Annotated in this window: 23 protein-coding genes and 1 pseudogene; 14 read left to right on the top strand and 10 right to left on the bottom strand. The window is 50.1% G+C overall.

Features of this window, described 5'->3' with window-relative positions:
- Positions 1-14: 14 nt before the first annotated feature.
- Entirely contained in the window at positions 15-1466 is a 1452-nt protein-coding gene (locus FRZ59_RS12835) for a hypothetical protein (RefSeq protein ID WP_132128844.1), read from the bottom strand.
- Entirely contained in the window at positions 1447-2001 is a 555-nt protein-coding gene (locus FRZ59_RS12830) for an RNA polymerase sigma factor (RefSeq protein ID WP_225975059.1), read from the bottom strand. Before FRZ59_RS12830 ends, FRZ59_RS12835 begins: the two co-directional genes overlap by 20 nt.
- 112 nt (positions 2002-2113) lie before the next feature.
- Here FRZ59_RS12830 and FRZ59_RS12825 point away from each other — a divergent pair, with 112 nt between their 5' ends.
- Entirely contained in the window at positions 2114-2677 is a 564-nt protein-coding gene (locus FRZ59_RS12825) for a hypothetical protein (RefSeq protein ID WP_132128842.1), read from the top strand.
- A gap of 39 nt (positions 2678-2716) precedes the next feature.
- Here the strand turns inward: FRZ59_RS12825 and mazG are convergent, their stop codons facing one another.
- Complete coding sequence (mazG, locus tag FRZ59_RS12820; RefSeq protein ID WP_132128841.1) at positions 2717-3517, bottom strand: nucleoside triphosphate pyrophosphohydrolase; 801 nt, start codon at positions 3515-3517, stop codon at positions 2717-2719.
- Between the two features lie 78 nt (positions 3518-3595).
- Here mazG and FRZ59_RS12815 point away from each other — a divergent pair, with 78 nt between their 5' ends.
- The 6 genes and pseudogenes from FRZ59_RS12815 to FRZ59_RS12800 all read left to right on the top strand — a co-directional run bounded on the left by FRZ59_RS12815 (position 3596) and on the right by FRZ59_RS12800 (position 7160).
- On the top strand, positions 3596-4393 hold the full coding sequence (locus tag FRZ59_RS12815) for an endonuclease/exonuclease/phosphatase family protein (RefSeq protein ID WP_132128840.1): 798 nt from the start codon (positions 3596-3598) through the stop codon (positions 4391-4393).
- Positions 4394-4401: 8 nt separating this feature from the next.
- Positions 4402-4874, top strand: a pseudogene (locus FRZ59_RS19790) (methionyl-tRNA formyltransferase); the annotation flags it as partial.
- Between the two features lie 27 nt (positions 4875-4901).
- Entirely contained in the window at positions 4902-5330 is a 429-nt protein-coding gene (locus FRZ59_RS12810) for a methionyl-tRNA formyltransferase (RefSeq protein WP_432417398.1), read from the top strand.
- 45 nt (positions 5331-5375) lie between these two features.
- The gene (locus FRZ59_RS12805) at positions 5376-6104 is read left to right on the top strand and encodes a hypothetical protein (RefSeq protein WP_132128838.1); all 729 of its coding nucleotides are present in this window, start codon (positions 5376-5378) and stop codon (positions 6102-6104) included.
- Positions 6091-6435 carry a glycosyltransferase family 2 protein gene (locus tag FRZ59_RS19785; protein ID WP_349290789.1) on the top strand — a complete coding sequence of 115 codons (345 nt, stop codon included), beginning with the start codon at positions 6091-6093 and terminating at the stop codon, positions 6433-6435. Before FRZ59_RS12805 ends, FRZ59_RS19785 begins: the two co-directional genes overlap by 14 nt.
- Before the next feature lie 8 nt (positions 6436-6443).
- Complete coding sequence (locus FRZ59_RS12800; RefSeq protein ID WP_349290788.1) at positions 6444-7160, top strand: glycosyltransferase family 2 protein; 717 nt, start codon at positions 6444-6446, stop codon at positions 7158-7160.
- Between the two features lie 46 nt (positions 7161-7206).
- Here the strand turns inward: FRZ59_RS12800 and FRZ59_RS12795 are convergent, their stop codons facing one another.
- The gene (locus FRZ59_RS12795; protein ID WP_132128837.1) at positions 7207-8037 is read right to left on the bottom strand and encodes a glycoside hydrolase family 25 protein; all 831 of its coding nucleotides are present in this window, start codon (positions 8035-8037) and stop codon (positions 7207-7209) included.
- Between the two features lie 39 nt (positions 8038-8076).
- Here FRZ59_RS12795 and FRZ59_RS12790 point away from each other — a divergent pair, with 39 nt between their 5' ends.
- Positions 8077-8973: an ROK family protein gene (locus FRZ59_RS12790; RefSeq protein ID WP_132128836.1), complete on the top strand. Its 897-nt coding sequence runs from the start codon at positions 8077-8079 to the stop codon at positions 8971-8973.
- 68 nt (positions 8974-9041) lie between these two features.
- Here FRZ59_RS12790 and FRZ59_RS12785 read toward each other — a convergent pair whose 3' ends face one another.
- The 5 genes from FRZ59_RS12785 to FRZ59_RS12765 all read right to left on the bottom strand — a co-directional run bounded on the left by FRZ59_RS12785 (position 9042) and on the right by FRZ59_RS12765 (position 14110).
- Complete coding sequence (locus FRZ59_RS12785) at positions 9042-9542, bottom strand: hypothetical protein (RefSeq protein WP_147698338.1); 501 nt, start codon at positions 9540-9542, stop codon at positions 9042-9044.
- Positions 9543-10122: 580 nt separating this feature from the next.
- On the bottom strand, positions 10123-11055 hold the full coding sequence (miaA, locus tag FRZ59_RS12780; protein WP_207910257.1) for a tRNA (adenosine(37)-N6)-dimethylallyltransferase MiaA: 933 nt from the start codon (positions 11053-11055) through the stop codon (positions 10123-10125).
- Complete coding sequence (locus tag FRZ59_RS12775; protein ID WP_132128833.1) at positions 11045-11881, bottom strand: hypothetical protein; 837 nt, start codon at positions 11879-11881, stop codon at positions 11045-11047. The genes miaA and FRZ59_RS12775 overlap by 11 nt, the downstream gene beginning before the upstream one ends.
- 98 nt (positions 11882-11979) lie before the next feature.
- Complete coding sequence (gene hemF, locus FRZ59_RS12770; protein WP_132128832.1) at positions 11980-12888, bottom strand: oxygen-dependent coproporphyrinogen oxidase; 909 nt, start codon at positions 12886-12888, stop codon at positions 11980-11982.
- A gap of 13 nt (positions 12889-12901) precedes the next feature.
- Positions 12902-14110 carry an MFS transporter gene (locus FRZ59_RS12765; protein ID WP_132128831.1) on the bottom strand — a complete coding sequence of 403 codons (1209 nt, stop codon included), beginning with the start codon at positions 14108-14110 and terminating at the stop codon, positions 12902-12904.
- A 78-nt stretch (positions 14111-14188) separates the two neighbouring features.
- Between FRZ59_RS12765 and FRZ59_RS12760 the strand changes: the two genes are divergently transcribed.
- From FRZ59_RS12760 to FRZ59_RS12745, 4 genes are all read left to right on the top strand, one after another.
- Complete coding sequence (locus FRZ59_RS12760; protein WP_132128830.1) at positions 14189-14674, top strand: DUF4442 domain-containing protein; 486 nt, start codon at positions 14189-14191, stop codon at positions 14672-14674.
- A gap of 16 nt (positions 14675-14690) precedes the next feature.
- A complete protein-coding gene (locus FRZ59_RS12755) occupies positions 14691-15323 on the top strand; it encodes an AlbA family DNA-binding domain-containing protein (protein ID WP_132128829.1) in 633 nt (210 codons plus the stop codon).
- A gap of 165 nt (positions 15324-15488) precedes the next feature.
- On the top strand, positions 15489-18281 hold the full coding sequence (locus FRZ59_RS12750) for a TolB-like translocation protein (protein ID WP_147698337.1): 2793 nt from the start codon (positions 15489-15491) through the stop codon (positions 18279-18281).
- Positions 18278-18619: a hypothetical protein gene (locus FRZ59_RS12745; protein ID WP_132128827.1), complete on the top strand. Its 342-nt coding sequence runs from the start codon at positions 18278-18280 to the stop codon at positions 18617-18619. Before FRZ59_RS12750 ends, FRZ59_RS12745 begins: the two co-directional genes overlap by 4 nt.
- 49 nt (positions 18620-18668) lie before the next feature.
- Here the strand turns inward: FRZ59_RS12745 and ispE are convergent, their stop codons facing one another.
- On the bottom strand, positions 18669-19484 hold the full coding sequence (gene ispE, locus FRZ59_RS12740; RefSeq protein WP_132128826.1) for a 4-(cytidine 5'-diphospho)-2-C-methyl-D-erythritol kinase: 816 nt from the start codon (positions 19482-19484) through the stop codon (positions 18669-18671).
- A gap of 72 nt (positions 19485-19556) precedes the next feature.
- On the opposite strand from ispE, the gene FRZ59_RS12735 reads away from it, so the two are divergent.
- Positions 19557-20351, top strand: coding sequence for a thymidylate synthase (locus FRZ59_RS12735; protein ID WP_132128825.1), 795 nt, complete (start codon positions 19557-19559; stop codon positions 20349-20351).
- A gap of 8 nt (positions 20352-20359) precedes the next feature.
- On the top strand, positions 20360-20851 hold the full coding sequence (locus tag FRZ59_RS12730) for a dihydrofolate reductase (protein WP_132128824.1): 492 nt from the start codon (positions 20360-20362) through the stop codon (positions 20849-20851).
- The last annotated feature ends 17 nt before the right edge of the window (positions 20852-20868 follow it).

The following is a 20868-nucleotide window of genomic DNA, read 5'->3' as shown; positions in this document are numbered from 1 at the left end:
GGCTCTCCTGAACTCTACCTGTTCCCGAAAGAAAGCCGGAGGTTCATGCCCGCAGAGCCGAAGCGGATATCTTCTGAAGTAAGTTCGCCAAGGGGATATTTTACATAGGGTTCCACGATCAGTACAGAGCCTTTTCCAAGCGGTACTTCGGTACCTATGGCGAAGTTCAGCTGCCTGGCCAGGTCAAAGTGGGAGAAAGCCTTTTCATCTCTGACCACAGGTTCGGGCGCATCTACGGAAGCATTTGTATAAAGTTGTATGGTATTATGATAGCTGTATTCCTGGTCAAGATAAGCGAAAGAACTCAAACCGCCGGTTAGCAGGAGATCGGACCTTCCCAGGCCCACGCGATAGGTCAGGTTAAGAGGGATGTCCACAACCAGCAGGCTCACATCCATACTATTAGGTGAAACCGCCTGGACGATACGATTCTCACCAACCGCGCTTAGCTCGGTAGTAGCGGCACGGTCCGCAGCATAAGTGCTTGCGCGGACGGAGGAATTAGACCTGTTCAGCGAAAGGCTGTTCTCGGCAAGGATCAGGCCTGAATGTACGCTAAGCCGGTCGCTGACCTTCCAGCCGGAAGTAATTCCCGCCCCAAAGTGAACTTCGTTTGCCGTATTGCCATCCGCATAATTCATTAAAGAAGTAGTCACAAAACCTACGCTAAACCTGTTGTTGCGGGCCTCCTCCACATCTTTTTCCCCATAAGCGGGCTGGCTGCGCTCAGCAAGCACTTTCCTTCCGGAAACTTCTGCCGGAGGCGTTTCCTTTCCGGCGGCAAGCGCTTTTCCCGATTGGTCAGGAGACGTATTCTGTTCCCGACGGTTTTGTGCCGGTGTCGCCGCGTGCCCCTTTGCAGCAGCTTCGTCCGCTGACATGGCCAGGCTGGAAACGGAGGTTTTCACTGAAGGTGCTTCCCTGGCCGGGCTACCCTGCTGCGGAATTGCCCTCGCTGCCACGGCTGCTTCGTCGGTTGGATTTCCTTTCTGCAAAACCGCCGGCTCCGTTGATGAAACCGATCTATCCGGTACGGAAGCCAGCTGTTCCGGTAAGGAAGCCGTTTTTTCTGCGGAACGCTCTATAGACCTCGTTCCGGCGAAATCCGTTTCTTCCCCAGATGCAGAAGCAGCGCCGTCCGGCAATATCACCTCCTCCCGGGCATTTTCGCCGGTCGGGGGAACAGTTCCTTCCGGGCTCAAAGCCCCTGCTGGCGATGCCGGCATGTCATTCTCCGTAAGCAGCGGATCATTTCCCGCAGGCTGCCGGTTCCAGAGCAGCACACCCGCACCAAGTAATAAAGCTACCGATGCCGCGATCCCCGCTCTTTTCAGGTACAAGGCTATTACCCGTCCCCGCTGCCTGCGCTGCAAGCGCTGCCAGTTTGCGGGATCAAACGGTTCATCATAAGCGTCGAACACCGCCTGTATATGCCTGCTCAATTCCTTATCCAATCGATCGCTCATATTCTTTGAAAAACTTCTTTTCTATTAAACTGCGCAGGGCTTTTTTCGCCCTGGTAAGATAGACCCTGGAAGAACTGCTGGGAATGTTCAGTATTTCAGCCACTTCTTCGTGTGCAAAACCTTCGATTTCCGTGAGGTTGAAGACCATCCGGTGCATTTGAGGTAATTCTTCAAGTAGCGCCAGTATATCATTGGCTGTCAGTTGGCTGATAATCCCACCGTCTGCCACAGCCATGCTCTCGGCCTCGTTCAGTTCCGAGCGGTGCATATGCTTGAGATTACGGCGGTAATGATCAATGGCAGTGTTAATGATGATGCGCCGGAGCCAGGCCTTGAACGGCTGCTCGGGGATGTACTGCCCTATTTTATCGAAGACCTTTAAAAAACTATCGTTCAGAATCTCCAGCGCATCTTCCCTGTTGGTACCGTATCGCAAGCTTATCCCCATAGCATAGCTATAAAAATGCCGGTAAAGCATTTCATAATACTTCTTATTACCACTGCGGCATTCCCGGATTATCAGCTCTTCTGTCATCAGATGACGCAAGTTAGTCATTTTCCCTATGATCTGGAATGCACCAGTAGTGTTTGGCAGTCTTAACGCAAACAGCTTACAAAACGCTACAATTTTTTTATACCTTTGCTTAATGTGGAGAGCTTACCTGATCCTATTGATCCTGAGCAATTTACCTGCCGGAAAGGTGTTTTCGCAAGCCAGCGCTTACAGCGGTACGGTTAGCAACCGCCTTCCTATTCTCAACAAGACCGGCGTAGGCGTCCTGGAACTCGGGATGAAGATCGAAGACGTTTATAAATTCATCAATAAAGAACAGATCTACAAAGTATATACCTTCGATGCGAACGGGCGAAAAACCTCGTACCAGATCTATACGCCCGATAAAAAAACCCAGATCTTCGCAGCGGATGTAACCTGCGAAAAAAAGGACTGTACCGTTACCCGCATTACCGTCTGGCACACCGCTTACCCAACGGTAAAAAATGTCCGCGTGGGTCAGACATATAAGCAAATCAGTGAAAATTACCGGATCAATGACATTTTATGGATCGACGGTAATCTCCGCGTGGAAACCATGGAAGGGATCAGCTTTTATATTGACAGCAACAGCCTGCCCGATGCTTATGCGAAAAGCAAACGTTTTCTCAGCCTTCCGCCTGGCGCCGTTATTTCAGCCATGATGGTGCAGATGTAGCCTGGTCCGGCCATGGACAGGCCGGGCGCATGGGCGCTCCTACAGCTTCTTTTTTGCTTCGTTCCAGAATACATCCATTTCCGCAAGGCTCATGTCCTTAAGCGAGCGGCCTTTTTCATGCGCCTTTTCTTCCAGGTAGCGAAAGCGTTTAATAAACTTCTTGTTGGTTTTTTCAAGCGCGTTTTCCGGGTTAATGTCCAGGAACCGGGCATAGTTGATCAGCGAGAACAAGACATCGCCGAATTCCGCTTCCGCCCTTTCCCTGTCAGCAAACGTCATTTTCTTATTGTTAGGCCCGGTTTCAACATTAAACTCATTCCGAAATTCCTGCAGTTCTTCTTCTACCTTTTCCCATACCTGTGTCTTCTCTTCCCAGTCGAAGCCAACACCAGCGGCCTTTTCCTGGATGCGCTGGGCTTTTACCAGTGAAGGCAAAGATACAGGCACACCCTCCAGCACGGAACGGTTCCCTTCTTTCAGCTTCAGCTTTTCCCAGTTCTGCTTTACCTGTTCCTCATTCTCCACTTTTACATCCCCGTAAATGTGCGGATGCCTGGCAACCAGTTTCTCACAAATGCCGTTCAGCACGCCCGTGATGTCAAATTCTCCCTTTTCAGCGCCAATCTTTGCATAAAATACCAGGTGCAGCATAATATCTCCCAGCTCCTTCCGGATTTCCGCAGGGTCTCCTTCCAGGATGGCGTCGGAAAGTTCGTATACTTCTTCCAGCGTAAGATGCCGGAGGCTCTCCATTGTTTGTTTTTTGTCCCAGGGGCATTTTTCCCGAAGTTCATCCATTATATTCAGCAGTCTTTCGAATGCTTTTAAGCGCTCGTCCATATATCTGATATTTACGGCAAATATACTTTTTCAGGGAAACCTTCTAAAAATGCTGCCGATACTAATATCTTTGACTTCATGAACAAAGCACTTTCCATACTAAGTTTACTTCTGCTGTTATCCTTTGCAGGTTTCGCCCAGGATAAGACAATTACCGTGATGACTTATAATATTTATCATGGCGAAATGGCTTACGAACGCGGGAAAAGCAACCTTGCCGAAATTGCCCGGGTAATCAATAAATACAAGCCTGATTTTGTAGCCTTGCAGGAAGTGGACAGCCTTACCGGCCGTTCGGCTGCCTTGAATAACGGCACGGCGCAAAACCTTGCAAAAGAGCTTGCCACACTGACCGGCATGCAGGGCTATTTTGGGAAGGCAATGGATTATGACGGCGGCGGTTACGGTGAAGGTGTACTGTCACGCCATCCCGCCACCCCGGCCAATCACGTCCTTCCCAACCCGGAAGGGGGTGAACCCCGGGCGCTCCTGATCGTTCGGGCCGAAGTCCCCGGCCTTGGCCCGCTCGTGTTTGCAGGCACTCATCTATGCCACCAGTTCGACGGGAACAAGATTGCCCAGACCGAAGCCATTGTCGATATCCTCGGAGACAGCCAGGCGCCGGTCCTCATGGGCGGAGATTTCAATTTCAGGCCTGAAAGCAAACCATACGATATTATTACAGGCAGCTTCAGCGATGCGGCGCTTGTTAAGGGAGATCCGCAGTTTACCATTCCCTATGACGAGCCCCGCGCCCGCATTGACTATATCTTTTTTTCGCCCGGCGATCATTGGCAGGTACTGGATGTAAAGGTACTTCGTGAAGACGCCTCTGACCATATGCCGGTATTGGTTAAATTAAAACTGAAGGAGTAACTCGCCTCATGCGTATTGTTTTCATGGGAACGCCTGAATTTGCCGTTCCGTCCTTATCCATTTTACATGAGAACGGCTATGAAATCGCTGCGGTGGTAACCGCTCCGGATAAGCCCGCCGGAAGAGGCCGGCAGCTCCGCACATCCGCCGTCAAAGATTTTGCCCTGCAGCAGGGAATAACCGTTCTGCAGCCTGAAAAGCTGAAAGACCCCGCCTTCATTGCCCGTTTAAAGTCATTGGAAGCCGATCTGTTCATAGTCGTGGCCTTCCGGATGCTGCCGGAAGTCATCTGGCAAATGCCCCCCTCGGCACCTTCAACCTGCATGCTTCCCTCCTTCCGCAATACCGCGGGGCCGCCCCCATCAACCGCGCTGTCATGAACGGCGAAAAAGAAACCGGCCTTACCACTTTCTTCCTTCAGCAGGAAATCGATACCGGCCATGTGCTGCTCCAGGAAAAGATCAGCATTGATGAAAACGAAACGGCCGGCGAGCTGCATGACCGGCTAATGGAAACGGGCGCCCGGCTGGTACTGCAAACGGTAAAAGCCATCGAAGACGGGCAGGCGCCGTCCGTCCCCCAGGACACGCTCATCCGCGCCGAGGAACACGCCGGAAGAGTGCTGAAAGAAGCGCCCAAACTTTTTAAAGAAGATTGCCGGATCAACTGGAATAACTCCCTGGAAACCACCCACAACTTTATCCGGGGCCTCAGCCCATACCCCACCGCCTTTACCGAACTCGGAGGAAAATCCCTCAAAATATTCAAAAGCAGTATGGAAAAAACGGAACATACAGAACCGCCCGGAAAGTTCCTCAGCGATGATAAAACCTTCCTGAAAGTGGCCGTTCCCGGCGGCTTCATCCACCTGGAAGAACTGCAGCTTGAAGGAAAAAAACGCATGGAAGTGCGGGAATTTTTAAAGGGCTACCGGTAAAAACAATTGATTTCTTCATGAAAAGTTGCCGATAACCCCCCATAAATGAGAAGCAAGTTAAGACCTTTGGCCATTGGATTATTTACCGTGCTGCTGGCTATCTCAGGCAGTCCCATACTATTGTATTTTTGGGGGGAAGGTTTTCCCGAGACCAAGGACAAAGTATTTGTCATTATCTTGCTCCTGCTATTCTTCGGGCTACTTGGCTATATTATCTGGTTCACGCTTCTTATCCGTGTTGATAAATCTTCGGAAAGGATAACCTTTACCTATCCCTTCCGGTGTAAACGAAGGACCTATCATTTCAACGAAGTCTATGGCTTCCGATTTAGATATTTAAGGGGAAGAATTGATTATAAAGCCATTCAATTCAAAACATTGGACGGGCGGAAGTTTATCATTTCGGACTTTGAGACAACCAACCTTCGGGAAATTGAACAATTTTGCTTTGCAAATTATACGCTATTGGCGGGCAAAACATTCCGGCAACTGGATGAGGCGGAAAAGCTGGAAGAAATTAATAAGAGCAGGCAGTTTGATATCAGTCAGGCAAAAGGTGTCCGGTTTTCCCTCTACATTACTGCCTTTTTGATGATCGTCTGGGCAGCAGCCTTAACCTATGGGATGCTAACAAAGCCTGCTGCCTCGTCAGCCAAAGAGGTCGTAATCCTGGTTCTCATGGTTTTTCTTTGCACCTTTAGCGTTTTAAGGATTAACAAAATAAACAAGCAGCTGAAAAGCAAGGCGGAATATGCAGGTAATGAGCAATCCTGATCAGGCGGACAATTATGTTCCGCCAGTGAACCTTCCTAAAGTAGCCGTCGTTATCCTGAACTGGAACGGGCAAAGGTACCTGCAGTCGTTTATGCCCTCCGTTTTGGCTTCCGGATATCCTGAACTGGAAATAGTGGTAGGCGATAATGCCTCCACGGACGATTCGGTTGCTTTCCTGGAACGAAACTACCCACAGGTGCGGATCGTGAAGAACAAATCTAACCTGGGATTTGCCGGAGGCTACAACCAGGTGCTGAAGCAGGTGGAGGCCGACTATTATGTATTGTTGAACTCTGACGTGGAAGTCCCCCCGGATGGATACAGCCCGTAATTGACCTGATGGAAAGCGATCCCGGCATTGCCGCCTGCCAGCCCAAAATAAAGGATTACCGGGAGCGGGATAAATTTGAGTACGCTGGGGCGGCGGGCGGGCTCATGGACCGTTTTGGTTATTTGTTCTGCCGGGGGCGGATCTTTGACATCACGGAGACAGACCGGGGGCAGTACAACGACGCACGGAATATTTTCTGGGCCAGCGGAGCCGCGTTCTTCGTTCGGAAAAACTGCTTCGAGCAAGCTGGAGGACTCGATGAAGACCTTTTCGCCCATATGGAAGAGGCGGATCTTTGCTGGCGGCTTCAGCGACTGGGTTACCGGATCATGGTATGCCCGCAATCGGAAGTGTATCATGTCGGCGGCGGCACGCTGCAGGCGGTAAATGCCTTTAAAACGTATCTGAATTTCCGAAACAACCTGATCCTTCTTCATCAGAATCTGCCCGGAGGAAAAGTATTCCCGCTTATCTTCCTCCGCTTCTGGCTGGATCTGGCTGCCTGGTTCCTTTTCCTGTTCCAGGGAAGGCTACGACATAGCCTGGCCATCAACAAAGCCCACTGGCATTACCTACGGGGCATCGGACGCTGGCAGCGGAAAAGGAAACGACTTCCGTTCGTAGAAAAAGTACGGGGCATTTATTCCGGCAGCATTGTTTTCCAGCATTTTATCAAAGGAAAGAAATACTTCAGCGAGCTTAAATACTTCAATAATTTAAAATAAAGGCGCGTGGCAAATACCAGCTTATCGAACGCTCCATCTTAGAAACTCAATCAGACATTGGAATACATAGCTCGCGCAACGCGTCTTCCCCGCCGCTGAAGACATTGAAGTCTACCTTGTGACGAATGCCGTCCACCAACCCTTTATCGGAATGCTGCCAGAACTGCCATTCGAGCTTATTCTTCAGGCGCGGCCTGGAATGATAATAATGGGCAATCCAATAAGGGTAGGTATCAAAATGGCCTTTAAGATAGTCCTGGTAAAAACTTAAACCGGTGTAGATTATGGGCTTAACGCCGGTATCTTCTTCTATTACTTGTAAACATTGCAAAAGACGTTCCCGAAGCTTCTCGGGTGACAGCCGTCCGATCTCCTCCACATCTATCACCGGAGGAAGGTCTCCCGGTTCATGTTTGACGGTATTCAGGAACAGGTTCGCCTGAACCTTCCCGTTCACGTGCGGTTTAAAATAATGGTAAGCGCCACGGAGGATCCCGTGTTCCTTGCTTTCTCTCCAATTCCTTTTAAAATGCGGATCTACCAGCAGCATGCCTTCCGTTGCCTTGATAAAAGCGAAGGAAACCCGGATATCTTCCGACTCCATTGCCGCCACCTTTTCCCAGTCAATCCGTCCCTGGTAACGGGAAACATCTATTCCATGCACCTCATAGCGGGTAGGAATCTCGATGCCGAAAGAACCGATATGCTTATAATGGTATTCATCCAGGAAGCCGGAGGTCCAGGCGGTCACTGCTGAAAGATTTCTGGCTATCGGCGCATAAATAACAGCCAGCAAAGCCGCCAGGAAGGTGATCTTCAGCAGCCATTTGGTTTTGCGAAAATTTTTCTGCCTTTTTGAAAGCCGCTTCTTTGCCATCGGGGAACAAAGATAACAGCTTGTCACTATATTAGCATTATGATACTGGCTATTGACATCGGCGGAACATCCTCGAAATTCGGGCTGGTTAGCCCCGGGAAACCCGAAATTACTGAATACAGAAAACTAGATACTCCAAAGGCGGTAGAATCCCGCGGCCTTGCGGGACTGCTGGAAGCGGAGATCGGCTCCTACCTGCAACGTTTTCCGGACATAGACGGAATAGGCATGGGTTTGCCGGGGTTGCTTTCAAAAGACCGCCGGGAAATATTGGAACTGCCGAACATTCCGCAGGCAGGCCGCCTGCCCATTCTTGACCGGCTCGAAGAAAAATTTCCGGGTATTCCCCTTAAAATAGAGAACGACGCCAAGTGCGCCACCCTTGGAGAATTCCGCTTTGGAAAACAAGAAAACCTGAATAATTTCCTCCTGGTCACCCTTGGCACCGGCATTGGCAGCGGAGTCATCATCGACGGACGGCTTTTCAAGGGCGCATGCGGCAATGGCCTGGAATTGGGCCACATCCTTGTAGGCGGCGAAAGAACCCTGGAAGAACAAATCGGCCTGCCCGGCTTCCTCGCCTATGCCGGGGAACAGGTTCAAGCCCAGGGCGGCAAAACCGTTCTGCAGCAGGACAATCTCAGCGGCAAGGCCATTTTTGACGCAGCCACACAGCAAGATACGCTGGCACTTTCCCTCTTCGCCCACCTTGGCAAGCTGCTCGGCGAAGGGCTGGTCGCGGCAGTAAGATTACTGGACGTAACCAACCTGCTGATCGGCGGAGGAGTTTCCGGCGCCTTCGGGTTCATCCATCCGTCATTAAAAGAATCGATGGAAAGCCATCTCCCACCCTATTATACCAGTTCGTTAAAGATCAGGCAAGCCTCCCTTGGAAACGACGCAGGGCTGCTCGGCGCGGCAGGCTTGTTTGTTTGAACACTGGGAACGCTAATCGTTTTCGAATTAGTTTCCGGCAGTGTATCGAGCCTTCATTTTATCTACACTCAATACATAAGAAAGAAGGGCGTTCCTCCCTTTTCAACGTAATAAAAGGAGGCAATCTTGCCGTCCCGGAGGTAAAAATACTGCAGGGCCTTTTGTCCTTCTGCAAGGACGTAAATATTGTCTTTAATCTCCTCTTCCGCGCGGTCAAAATTCACATGCGGGATCTCTGAAAGATCAGTGTAAGGAATAATTTTGTGCTGCGTCTCTTTAAAGATAATCTTACAATTCTGGCATTCTTCGCAATTGACGCAATCCTTAGCTCCTGCCCGCAGATATTCTAGATGTTGCTTCAGTCGTTCATGTTTTTCACTCATCTCCGTATCCCTCGCCTGCCCAAACCAAATATATTTTTCACCGATCTCCCGGGCGTCCATTTCCGTCTCATGCATATCATGCAGGAAGCCCTTTATAAGATTCATTCTGCGCTCATCCACAGATTGAGCCCGTGCCAAATTCGCGGATAAGACCATAAAAAATAGAGCTAATAATCCCTTCTTCATATACAAAATTTATTAACCTTATAATTGTCTTATCGATCTTAATAGGTTAAGAAATAAGCTCTGGCATTCTTTCCTGCCCCTTTTTGCATATATAGGTCAAAAGCGATTAGCTTTTCCTTTTCCAAGCAAACATACATTATTTTGTCTGTTGTAAACATAACTCCATAAACAGAATCAACTATCTTTTCGTCAAACGGAATTTGCTGAAAAGGTCTTAAACTTTGATACGGAATTATCCTTGTTGAACTGTTATACAGAGAAGAATATTTTCGATTAATTTCTTCCAGGTGCCTGCCGAGCATCTCTCTTCTTTTTTTCTTTTCTTTTTGTCTAAATCCTTTGACACGGGATTGAAATAGAGGTATTTCTGAGCAACCTCTCTTACTGAATATTCATTATCCAGAACCTCGTCTAAAAATGACTTAATTAAAACCTTTTGAGAAGACTGGCTAAAGCAAGGTGAACCCGCTGAAATTAGTACCAGAAGTAATAACAGATGCCTAAACCAACTCATAAGAATCTACTATTCAACATTAAAGATTATTGAAGATACGTATAATATTTGAAGCAGGCCCGGTCTTTATCTAATGGTCTGTATTATCGCCATCCCCGCTTCCACCTGCTGCTCAACGGGCAAGGTACCGTCGATCCAATTGATCGCCAACCCGTCTTTTTCAAGTTTCCGGAAGAAGGTCATCTGGCGTTTGGCAAACTGATGAATAGCGGTATTCAGGCGATTCACCATCTCCGGATAGCTTAGTTCCCCCTGGAGGTGCTGGACGGCAAACTTGTACTCCAAACCATAAAACAGCAGTTTTTCGGCCGGAACGCCCCTGGCCAGAAGGCTGCGGACTTCATCCAGAAGGCCGGCTCCGAGGCGCTGGTGAAGGCGTTCCGTGATTCGGGCACGGCGGATCTCTACCGGGAGACGGATCCCTATGATCAATGGATCGGATAAAAACGGGTCGGACGCAGGCGATTTAACGGCTTGAAATTCGTTTTGCCGCAGGTAGCGTGAAATTTCAATAGCCCTGATCAGGCGTTTGCGGGTGCTGGTGTCGGCCAGTGGGCTGTATTCGGAGGGCTGTTCCCGGAATTCCGACAGAAGTTCGTCTTTATCTTTTGTTTCCAGGGACCGCCTTAATTCCGGGTCAATCGGTACCTGGGCATAAGGTAGCCCCTGCAGGGCGGCCTGGATGTACAGGCCGGTGCCGCCGCAAAGAACAGGAACCTTGCCGGAGGCGTTGACCTGGTCCAGGGCGCACAGGAAATCTTCCCGGAAGGCGGCCACATGGTATTCCTCTCCCGCTTCTTTTATATCGATCAGGTAATTCGGAACGGAGCCGTATTCGTCCAGGTCCTTTCCGGTGCCAATGTCCATTCCCCGGAACACCTGGCGGGAGTCGGCGCTGATGACCGCGCCGTTTATTTTATTTGCCAGGGCAACGGCCAGTCTTGTTTTCCCGGAGGCAGTAGGGCCTAATACGGTAAGCAGGCGCATATCATTCTTCATAACCCCGTATAAATTTCAGGCTTCCGCTGTTGCAGATCCGGTAATAACCCGCCTCGTGAAGTTTCTCCGCAGTAGCGTTGACGAAAGCGGAGGGCAGGCGCTTCGGAGAATAACGAATACCTTCTTCCGGGTTTATCCAAAAAACCTGCGGCGCCAGCTTTCCGGAGGGCATGAAGCCGTTTTTGAGGAAAGCCTTTCCTTCCGACCAGTCAAGATCCACGTAAGTCATGATATCCTGCGGCCGGAAAGCTTCCGCAAAACTCCAGAGTAGTTTGCTGAGCCCGCCGGTTACCAGGTGCATCCGGGAATGGCAAAAACGCAGCAATTCAAAAGAGCGGTAATTCTCCCCTTTTGCCTTCATTTGCCGGGGGCCGCTGAAAACGGCCAGTGACCGAAGTTCATTTTTATAAAAAAGCCCGAAGCGGTATTTTCCTTTGAGCGGGACAAGCAGGTGGTTATCCTTTATAAAGTTTAGCGCCGTCATGGCATTGACGCGCTGCATAGTAGTTTCCCGGCCGTGAATCCTTTTGCAGGTGCCGAGCAGCGCAGCCATGCGGGAGATCACCGCTGCGCGGCTATGTTGCCACTGGTCTTCCCAGATATATATCAGGCGCTGTCCCTTCGTTAAAGCTGTTTCGCGCTGCTCCTGCCATTTTAAGGGCGAAACTTCTTCATCCGCGGCGCGGGGCAAGTAGTTAAATTGAAATACGAAACTCACTTCCCCTGTGGCAAGCTGGAAATAGCCCGGCATTTCCTGCTTTAACTCAAAGGGAAAGGGAAATAACTGGTTAAGTTCAGCCAGCACCTTTGCGGCTTGTAATTCCATTCGCATTATGGGTTTTTGAGCATCTTCGGGCTGCGGAGGCAGGCAACTCGCAGGCAGGCAACGCAGCCCCACGCGGATGTCGCCTGTCGCGTCTCTTTTCAGGCCCAGTCCACACCTTTCCTGAGCCAGCCGCTGGTTTTTTCTTCTTCACCACCGGCTTCAGGCTGAAAATTATAAGGCCAGGAAGCGTGCAGAGGCAGGCTCATCAGGATAGACTCTATGCGTCCGGAGGTTTGCAGGCCGAATTTAGTGCCGGCGTCGTACACCAGGTTGAATTCCACATATCTTCCCCGGCGAAGCAGCTGCCATTGCTTTTCCTGTTCGGAGAAAGGCTTTTCCATATTCTTTGTCACCAGGGGCAGGTAAACTTTTGTAAAGGTTTCCCCCACGGCTTTTACAAATTCCCACCGGTCCATGATGCTGAAGGTATCGTTTGCCGAAAGACGGTCGAAAAAAATGCCGCCGATCCCGCGGGTTTCCTTCCGGTGAGGAATGTAAAAATAATCGTCGGCCCAGGCTTTGAAATGCGGGTAGTAATCCGGATGGAAACGATCACAGGTCGCTTTCAGCGTTTGGTGGAAATAACGCGCATCGGCTTCGTCCACGTAATGGGGCGTAAGATCAATGCCGCCGCCAAACCACTGCCTGGCCACCTCCCCGCTTTTTCTGTCAATCAGTTCGAAATACCGCACATTCATATGAATGATCGGCACCAGCGGGTTTACCGGGTGCAGCACAATGGATACGCCGGTCGCAAAAAAATCGCTTTCCGTTACCTTAAAGGATTGCTGAACCGGCTCGGGTAAGAGTCCGTGTACCGCGGAAAAATTAACCCCGCCCTTTTCAAAGACGGCTCCTTCCTGTATGACGCGGGTACGGCCGCCCCCGCCGCCTTCCCGCTCCCATTTATCTTCCCGGAAAGGCGTGGTTTCCCCGGCCTCCGCTAATTTTCCGCAGATGTCGTCCTGCAACTGGCTAAACCAGTTTTTCGTAGTTTGTTGTAGCATTTTCAGTATTGTATCACGACTCTATATAATCAAGCTCCTTGCCGAAGGTTTCGTCCATGTACCAAAGCGCCCAGAAAGCTATTCCAATGGTAACCAATCCTATGAGCAAGGCCGAATAGATGATCCCGATGGATCCCGAGAGCCATTCAAATAAAATGGTGACGGGAACAACTGACCCCCGGACAAAATTAGGGGTGGTTGTCGTCACCGTTGCACGCAGGTTCGTTCCGAATTGCTCGGAGGCGATGGTCAGGAAAATAGCCCAGTACCCGGCCGCCATCCCCAAAAGCACACAAATAAAATAATAGACACCCGGGCTGCTTCCGCGGGTCAGCAGCGTAACCAGTACCATGACCAGGGTCGCTGCGATAAACCAGCCCACTACTTTTTTCCTCGTTTTAAAGACCTGGCTCAAGGTTCCGCTGATCAGATCCCCGATAGCAAGCCCGATATAGGAGAACATAATCGCTTTCCCCGCGCTCAGGGTTCCGGAAACCTCCAGCGCCCTGCCAAGTTCCGGGGAAAAAGCAACCAGGATCGCCACCACGTACCAAATAGGTATTCCAATAAGGATACAATTCAGGTACTTTTTAAAGCGCTTGCCATCGGTGAACAGCATCAGGAAATTGCCTTTTTTCACAACAGCCTGTTCCATCCGCTTATACATTCCCGATTCAAACACGCCAATGCGCAGGACGAGCAGCACCAGGCCCATACCGCCTCCAACGAAATAGGCTGTTTGCCAGGAAAATTTGTCCGCCACCTGCGCGGCCACGACGGCGCCGAGAATTCCCACGGTAGCGACGATCATTGCCCCGTAGCCGCGGTTTTCCTTGCTCATGGTTTCGCTGACCAGGGTAATGCCTGCGCCCAATTCGCCGGCAAGCCCTACTCCGGCAATAAACCGGATAATGCCGTACATGGTAACGCTGGTAACAAAACCGTTGGCAATATTGGCCAGGGAATAAATAAGAATGGAGCCGAACAGCACCGCTACTCTTCCTTTTTTATCGCCAAAAACACCCCAGAGAATACCTCCAACGAGCATTCCGGCCATCTGCATATTCATCAGGAAGACGCCGTTACTGAAAATTTCACCGGGATCGGTAATGCCAATCCCTTTCAGGCTTTCTACACGGATCACGGCGAACAGCACCAGGTCGTAGATGTCCACGAAATAGCCCAGGGCCGCTACGATTATAAGTAAAGTGATCTTTTTCATTAAATTTTAAGCTAAAGTAATGAGAAAGTGCATAAATCCGGCAAGGAGGATATCAAATCAATCATTACTTTTACGTCAATGATTTTATCGGAACGAAATGCTCGCCGGGTACTAAGTCTGTATCCGCCCCTGCTTTTTCAGCGAATAAGCGTTAAAAACTTTGGCCCGGGATTCAGAACGGCCGAGGTACGCATCGCAAAGAGTCTTTTCAACCGGAACTATAACAAAACCATTTTCGGGGGAACCATTTTCAGCGCGGTGGATCCTGTTTATGTATTCATGTACTGGCAGATATTTGCCCGTAAGGGTATAAAAGTGCAAAGCTGGCTTAAAAGCGCGAGCATCGATTACCGGAAACCGGGCGACACCGACCTCAGGGTCAGCTTTTTTCTCAGCGAGGAAGATATCAGGGAAGCGGAGTACCAGTTAGATCATGCGGGAAAATTCGTAAAAAAACACAGCGTGCAGGTACTCAACAGCCGGGATGAAGTGTGCGCAGAAGCTGTAACGGAAGTGTATATGCGGAAGATCGGGACTACCGGAAAAGCGCTTTCAGGTTTTTAGAAGCATGGAGAGGGGAATGAACATCAGAAAACTGATACTTGAAGGAGAAGGCCTGCAAGTCGATTTTAAAAAAACCATTTCCAGTTACGAAAAAATTGCCCGGACGCTAACAGCTTTCGCGAATACCAAAGGAGGAAAACTCCTGGTAGGTGTGGAAGATAATGGGGAAGTAACCGGACTGCGGTCGGAAGAGGAAGAAAAATTTATGCTGGTAACCGCCGGGCGCGATTATTGCAAACCTCCTGTTATTCCCGGCTTCGAGGAAGTGTACATGGACAACAAGCTGGTACTGGTGGCGGAGATCCCGGAGAGCGGGACCAAACCTCATTTTGCGCTGGCCGAAGACGGCAAATGGTGGGCCTATGTCCGGGTAAATGATAAAAGTATACTGGCAAGCCCCATCCTTGTCCAGGTACTCAAAAAAAAAGGCAAAAAAGAGAATGTCCTGCTGGAATTTACCGAACGCGAAAAGCGCTTAATGGACTACCTGCAGGAACATGAACTGATCACATTTCGCGATTATTGCCGCCTGGCCGGGCTGAACAGGAAAAAGGCTTCCCGGGTGCTGGTGAACCTGATTCTGATGGGACTCGTGAAAGTACAAACGACGGAAAAAATGGAATACTATCGCGCATCAGGTGTAAAATAGAATTCACAATATAATAGAAACCAATATATTAATATAATCAATCGAAACAAATACATGAATCTGATGAAAAATAATTGCAAAAAATAATAGCATTTCATGGGAGATCGCGCTGTGATAAATTATAGCCTATTAATAATCAATGTATTAATAGCAGCTTCTTCATTAATGACTTCTTTTGATGCCCGAGCGCAGCTGGTGGATTATGGGCAGAACCCTCCCGGCTTAAACTGGAAGAAGATCGAGACCCCTCATTTTCAATTGCTGTTCCCTGAGAGCATCTCGGCCGAAGCCCAGCGTACGGCGAATATCCTCGAACATCTTAGGGAATATGAGTCCGCGATATTCGGCCCCTTCCCTGAGAAAACACCGGTGATCCTTCAAAACCAAACCGTGATCTCCAACGGCTTCGTGATCATGGGGCCCCGGCGGGTGGAACTTTTTACGACGCCGCCGCAGGATAACGAACCGGTTGACTGGATGACCAGGCTGGCGGCGCATGAATTAAGGCATGTGGCCCAGATCAATCATGTTATCCGGACGAAAAAGATCCGCTTTCCGCTCATCCAGGAATTCCAGTTTGCAATTTTCGGTGCATCCATCCCCATCTGGCTGATTGAAGGTGACGCGGTTATTACCGAAACCGCGCTCACCCCGGCGGGAAGAGGGAGAATGCCATCCTGGGAAAGAGAGTTCAGGGCAAACCTGCTATCGGGGAAAGATTATTCCTATTCAAAATACTTCTTCGGCTCCTTCAAAGATAACGTCCCTGATTATTACCGGATGGGCTATTTCATGGCTTCCAGGATCCGAAGGAGTTACCCGGATTCCATCTACAGGAAAATACTAAGAACCGCTATCCTGCGATCCCCGCTGCCCGGAGCCTTTTCCTCCTCGCTGAAAAAACATACAGGTATGGGTAACGCGGACCTGTTTTACGCAACGGCAACCACACTGGAAGACCATTGGAAAGCGCAGCTGCAAAAGCTGGATCCGGCTATCTATCCCGGCCTGAATCCGAGGGAAAACGAGGTAAAAACCGATTATTTCCACCCCCATTCCCTGGAAAACAAGGCCTTTATCTGCCTGCGGCGCGGGTACGGGGACGCCCCTGCCTTTGTCCGGATCGATTCCGCGGGCCGCGTAACCAGGCTTCTGAACATAGGCCCCCAGTTAATACCCTGGTTCGATTATGCAGCCGGTAAAATAGTATGGGATGAATTAAAGTACGATCCCAGGTATCAGTACCGCGACTACTCGGTTATCAATATTTACGACCTGGAACAAAAGAAGGTCAGGCAGCTCACCAGGCGATCCCGCTTGTTTTCCCCTTCCCTTTCCGCGGATGGAAAAAGAATTGTCGCTGTTAAAACCGGAACCGATAATCAACATAGCCTGGTAATGCTGGATGCGACCACCGGCGAACAATTATGGGAATCACAGAAGTTCAGCCGCCAGCTGCATTATCCCTCCCTGGATAAAGCGGGCCGGCGAATCGTGTTTATGCTTACCGGCGATGAAGGCCGCAGCATAGGGATTTACGAAACCGGCAGCGATACTTTCCGGATTGTGATGGAAGCCGGTCGTTTTGACTCCAGCTTTCCCCAATTTGCAGGAAAAACCGGGGCGCAGGTGATCTTCCAGTCCCATTATAACGGGATAGAAAACATCTTCATCCTCGATCTTCCCGGCGGAGAAATAAGGCAGCTTAGCCAGGCCCGTTTCGGAGCCGTTCACCCTGATTATAATGACAAGGAAAACAGCCTGTTGTTCAACAACTTTGTTCCTGAAGGAATGAATGTCTCCCGCATAGACCTTGACACGCTGACCCGGGCGAAGAAAGGGCCATTTGAAAACACATTCGAAAATTTTTCAGCGCCCGTTCCTGGAAACACTCCCCGCAAGGACCTGGCGGAAAGCATTCCTTCCAAACATTACCCGGTAGCGGACTATAAAGGGGCCGGCCGGACCTTCAATTTTCACAGCATCAGCCCCACTGCGGGAATAAATGACGATGATAATTACCTGCTTGGGCTCCGCCTGAAATCCAATAATCTGCTGAATACATTCTCCGTCCAGGCGGGCTATAACTACAACCTGAGCCTGGGGAGCAGCGAGTATACGGCGGGAATGGAGTTCAAGGGGTTATACCCGGTCTTTTCCCTCGATTACCTTAACTGGAAGCGGGACGCGGTTGCCGGGCAAGGCCAGGCAGCCCGTTCCTTTAGCTGGAGAGAACATAAAGTGGAGTTTTCGGCCGGAATTCCGCTGAGTTTCACCAGGCGGAATTACCTCTATGCCCTGCGGCTTTCAACGGGCAGCAGTTATACTTCAAGGTATGCGCTGCAGAACGCCCCGGGCAATTTCATCAGGGAGATCAGCTTTCCCTGGGTGAATCGCTTTTCATTTATCCGCCAGCAGATAAAAAGCCCGCGCGATCTGGCTCCCCGCTTTGGCCAGTCCGTTTCGCTGCTTCACCGGAGCCTCCTGTTTGACCCCCGGCTACAAGGGAACTTTTTCGCCTTCCGCAGCCAGTTCTATTTCCCCGGGCTTTTCAGGCATCATTCCTTTTCCGCGGGCTTTAACTTTCAGGAAGGCAACGGGCAATACCGCGTGACCAATGAAATACCCGAGATCAGCGGCGCTTCCCACCTTCCGCGCAGCGGCCCCCTGGAAAACACCCTGTTGCTGGACTACCGGTTCCCGCTGGCTTATCCCGATTTGGAATTAGGAACTTTTGCGTATATTAAACGTATTAAAGCCGGCCTGTTTGCCGATTATGAGAATCTCAGCAAGGCAGAGGCCCCGGATTCCTACGGGTTTGAGCTGCGGGCGGACGTGCATTTTTTCAGGCTGTACCTCCCGGAATTTGATATTGGAACGAAAGTTGTCTTTTTTAATAACAAGCAAGTTAAATCACCCTTTCTCGAATTGATATTAAATTATAATTTAGCGCCATGAGCTTTAAAACCATCTTCATTGTGATCGTCACAGCGGCTGTCACGTACCTGTTCATGCTGAATTTCGAACTAATGGACATTAAACTGGTGCCGGGAAGCAACGGGCCCGTCCTCCAGGTGTACAAATCAATTTTCCTGGTCGCAACAGCGCTTATCTGCTTCCTCGCGGGCTACATGGGGGGCCGGATGGGCAGGAGAAGAAGGGTAAAGGAAACAGTGATCGTAAAAGAAAGACATCCGGAAACAACCCGTCCCCTTGACCCGGAAGACCGCCAATATATCCGGGATGAAAATGACAGGGACGGGGACAGGGACCTGGGCAGGGATCGTAGCCTGTAAGTGATTTTTGCCAGGCATTGACATAGGTGCGAGGTTGACTAACCGGGTTTTACCCGGCGTCATAAAACACCCTGCAATCGCCCTCCAGTTCCGGTAAATGCACTTTTTCCCTGAATATACCGTAAACGGCAGCCCCGCTCCCGCTCATAGAAGCGTACAGGGCGCCTGCTGCGTAAAGGCTTTCTTTTATGCCGGACAATTCCGGAAACTCCTTAAAGATGGTTTCTTCAAAATCATTTTGAACGAGAGCTTTCCATTCTTCGGGCGGGTTGGAACTCTTTGCTTCCAGGGAAAACAAGGGTTTTCGCGGACGTACTCCTGCATACGCGCGGGCGGTGGCTATGGCCAGGTCAGGCATCACTACAACCAGGAAATAATCAGACAGGTCAACACGTACCGGGCGGAAATCATCGCCTTTTCCGAACGCGTAAACCGGTTCGTTATCGATAAAAAAAGCGCAATCGCTGCCCAGGAGGCGGGCGTAATCCTTTAACCCTTCCCGGCTGATTCCTAAACCGAATAAATCGTTCAGCAAGCGCAGGGTATACGCGGCATCCGAAGACCCTCCTCCCAGGCCAGCGCCCGAGGGAATGTCCTTATGCAAATGCATTTTAACAGCCGGCAGCCGGTAACGTTCTTCCAGCAGGCGAAAGGCTTTTACGCATAAATTCTCTTCTTCCGGGATAGCCAGGCTTTCGCCTGAAATACTGAATTCCAGGCCTTCGCCATCCGGGTTCGGAATAATTTCCAGGACGTCATAAATCTTCAGCGGATACAACACCGTTTCTATGTTGTGATAGCCATCGCTGCGCTTTCCGGTAATAGTTAAACCAATATTGATCTTGGCATTGGGAAATACGGTCATGGCACGAAAATAGTTTTTCTCACCGATTTTTTCGCTTTAAAAGCGGGGATTAGTAGATTTGCAGATAACGTTATGAAGCAATACCTGAACCTGATGCAGCATGTGCTGGACCATGGCGCGGTGAAAGAAGATCGCACCGGCACGGGAACTTTAAGTGTTTTCGGTTACCAGATGCGGTTTGACCTTGCGGCGGGCTTTCCCATGCTGACAACCAAGAAACTGCACCTGCGGTCTATTATTCATGAGCTGATCTGGTTTCTTCGCGGGGAAACCAATATCGCTTACCTGAAAGAGAACGGGGTAAGTATCTGGGACGAATGGGCGGCTGAAAACGGAGAACTCGGACCGGTTTACGGTTACCAATGGCGGTCCTGGCCGCTTCCTGACGGCGGTCACGTTGACCAGATCAGCCAGGTAATTCAAACGCTGCGAAACAACCCGGATTCGCGGCGCATTATCGTAAGCGCCTGGAATGTGGCCGACATCAATAAAATGGCCCTCCCTCCCTGCCATGCGCTGTTCCAGTTTTACGTGGCGGAGGGTAAACTTTCGTGTCAGCTGTACCAGCGCAGCGCCGATATTTTCCTGGGCGTTCCCTTCAATATCGCATCTTATGCCCTGCTTACCCTTATGGTGGCGCAGGTCTGCGGTTTACAGCCTGGCGAGTTCATTCATACCTTAGGAGACGCCCATCTGTATAAGAATCACCTGGAACAGGTAAAGCTGCAGCTCGGCCGGGAGCCACGGCCCCTGCCCCAAATGCGCCTGAACCCGGAAATTAAGAATATCTTTGATTTTAAATTTGAAGATTTTACACTGAGCGATTACGACCCTCACCCGCATATTAAAGCCGCGGTAGCTGTATAATACGCATTATGAATCTCAGTATCCTCGCCGCCAAGGCCGAAAACAATGTGATAGGAAAAGACAACCGGCTTATCTGGCACCTGCCCGCAGACCTGAAACATTTCCGGGAACTTACTACGGGCAGCACGGTGATCATGGGGAGGAAAACCTTTGAATCCATCGGAAAGGCGCTGCCCAGCAGGGAGAACATTATTATTACCCGCCAGGAGGATTACGATGCCCCCGGCTGCGAAGTGGTGCATTCCCTGGAAGAGGCGGTGCAGATCAGCAGCCAGGAAGAGAATGTATTTATTATCGGGGGCGGTGAAATTTACCGCCAGGCAATGGGAATAGCGGGCACGCTGTATATTACGGAAATACACCAACAATTCCCCGGGGACGCATTTTTCCCGGAAATAGATGAACAGGTTTGGGAGGAAACTTTTCGCGAAGATCACCCGTCCAATGAAAAAAACCCCTTTGATTTTTCTTTTGTGACCTATCAGCGAAAAAATAATTAGATTTGCGTCCTTAAAAA

This window comes from Anseongella ginsenosidimutans (genome assembly GCF_008033235.1).
Taxonomy (GTDB): domain Bacteria; phylum Bacteroidota; class Bacteroidia; order Sphingobacteriales; family Sphingobacteriaceae; genus Anseongella; species Anseongella ginsenosidimutans.
This window is presented reverse-complemented; position numbering and strand designations above follow the sequence as displayed.

Excerpts from the sequence above, each read along its gene's own strand:
- FRZ59_RS12835 (WP_132128844.1), bottom strand. The coding sequence starts at position 1,466 with ATGAGCGATCGATTGGATAAGGAATTGAGCAGGCATATACAGGCGGTG.
- FRZ59_RS12830 (WP_225975059.1), bottom strand. The coding sequence starts at position 2,001 with ATGACAGAAGAGCTGATAATCCGGGAATGCCGCAGTGGTAATAAGAAG.
- FRZ59_RS12825 (WP_132128842.1), top strand. The coding sequence starts at position 2,114 with ATGTGGAGAGCTTACCTGATCCTATTGATCCTGAGCAATTTACCTGCC.
- mazG (WP_132128841.1), bottom strand. The coding sequence starts at position 3,517 with ATGGACGAGCGCTTAAAAGCATTCGAAAGACTGCTGAATATAATGGAT.
- FRZ59_RS12815 (WP_132128840.1), top strand. The coding sequence starts at position 3,596 with ATGAACAAAGCACTTTCCATACTAAGTTTACTTCTGCTGTTATCCTTT.
- FRZ59_RS12810 (WP_432417398.1), top strand. The coding sequence starts at position 4,902 with ATGGAAACGGGCGCCCGGCTGGTACTGCAAACGGTAAAAGCCATCGAA.
- FRZ59_RS12805 (WP_132128838.1), top strand. The coding sequence starts at position 5,376 with ATGAGAAGCAAGTTAAGACCTTTGGCCATTGGATTATTTACCGTGCTG.
- FRZ59_RS19785 (WP_349290789.1), top strand. The coding sequence starts at position 6,091 with ATGAGCAATCCTGATCAGGCGGACAATTATGTTCCGCCAGTGAACCTT.
- FRZ59_RS12800 (WP_349290788.1), top strand. The coding sequence starts at position 6,444 with ATGGAAAGCGATCCCGGCATTGCCGCCTGCCAGCCCAAAATAAAGGAT.
- FRZ59_RS12795 (WP_132128837.1), bottom strand. The coding sequence starts at position 8,037 with ATGGCAAAGAAGCGGCTTTCAAAAAGGCAGAAAAATTTTCGCAAAACC.
- FRZ59_RS12790 (WP_132128836.1), top strand. The coding sequence starts at position 8,077 with ATGATACTGGCTATTGACATCGGCGGAACATCCTCGAAATTCGGGCTG.
- FRZ59_RS12785 (WP_147698338.1), bottom strand. The coding sequence starts at position 9,542 with ATGAAGAAGGGATTATTAGCTCTATTTTTTATGGTCTTATCCGCGAAT.
- miaA (WP_207910257.1), bottom strand. The coding sequence starts at position 11,055 with ATGAAGAATGATATGCGCCTGCTTACCGTATTAGGCCCTACTGCCTCC.
- FRZ59_RS12775 (WP_132128833.1), bottom strand. The coding sequence starts at position 11,881 with ATGGAATTACAAGCCGCAAAGGTGCTGGCTGAACTTAACCAGTTATTT.
- hemF (WP_132128832.1), bottom strand. The coding sequence starts at position 12,888 with ATGCTACAACAAACTACGAAAAACTGGTTTAGCCAGTTGCAGGACGAC.
- FRZ59_RS12765 (WP_132128831.1), bottom strand. The coding sequence starts at position 14,110 with ATGAAAAAGATCACTTTACTTATAATCGTAGCGGCCCTGGGCTATTTC.
- FRZ59_RS12760 (WP_132128830.1), top strand. The coding sequence starts at position 14,189 with ATGATTTTATCGGAACGAAATGCTCGCCGGGTACTAAGTCTGTATCCG.
- FRZ59_RS12755 (WP_132128829.1), top strand. The coding sequence starts at position 14,691 with ATGAACATCAGAAAACTGATACTTGAAGGAGAAGGCCTGCAAGTCGAT.
- FRZ59_RS12750 (WP_147698337.1), top strand. The coding sequence starts at position 15,489 with ATGACTTCTTTTGATGCCCGAGCGCAGCTGGTGGATTATGGGCAGAAC.
- FRZ59_RS12745 (WP_132128827.1), top strand. The coding sequence starts at position 18,278 with ATGAGCTTTAAAACCATCTTCATTGTGATCGTCACAGCGGCTGTCACG.
- ispE (WP_132128826.1), bottom strand. The coding sequence starts at position 19,484 with ATGACCGTATTTCCCAATGCCAAGATCAATATTGGTTTAACTATTACC.
- FRZ59_RS12735 (WP_132128825.1), top strand. The coding sequence starts at position 19,557 with ATGAAGCAATACCTGAACCTGATGCAGCATGTGCTGGACCATGGCGCG.
- FRZ59_RS12730 (WP_132128824.1), top strand. The coding sequence starts at position 20,360 with ATGAATCTCAGTATCCTCGCCGCCAAGGCCGAAAACAATGTGATAGGA.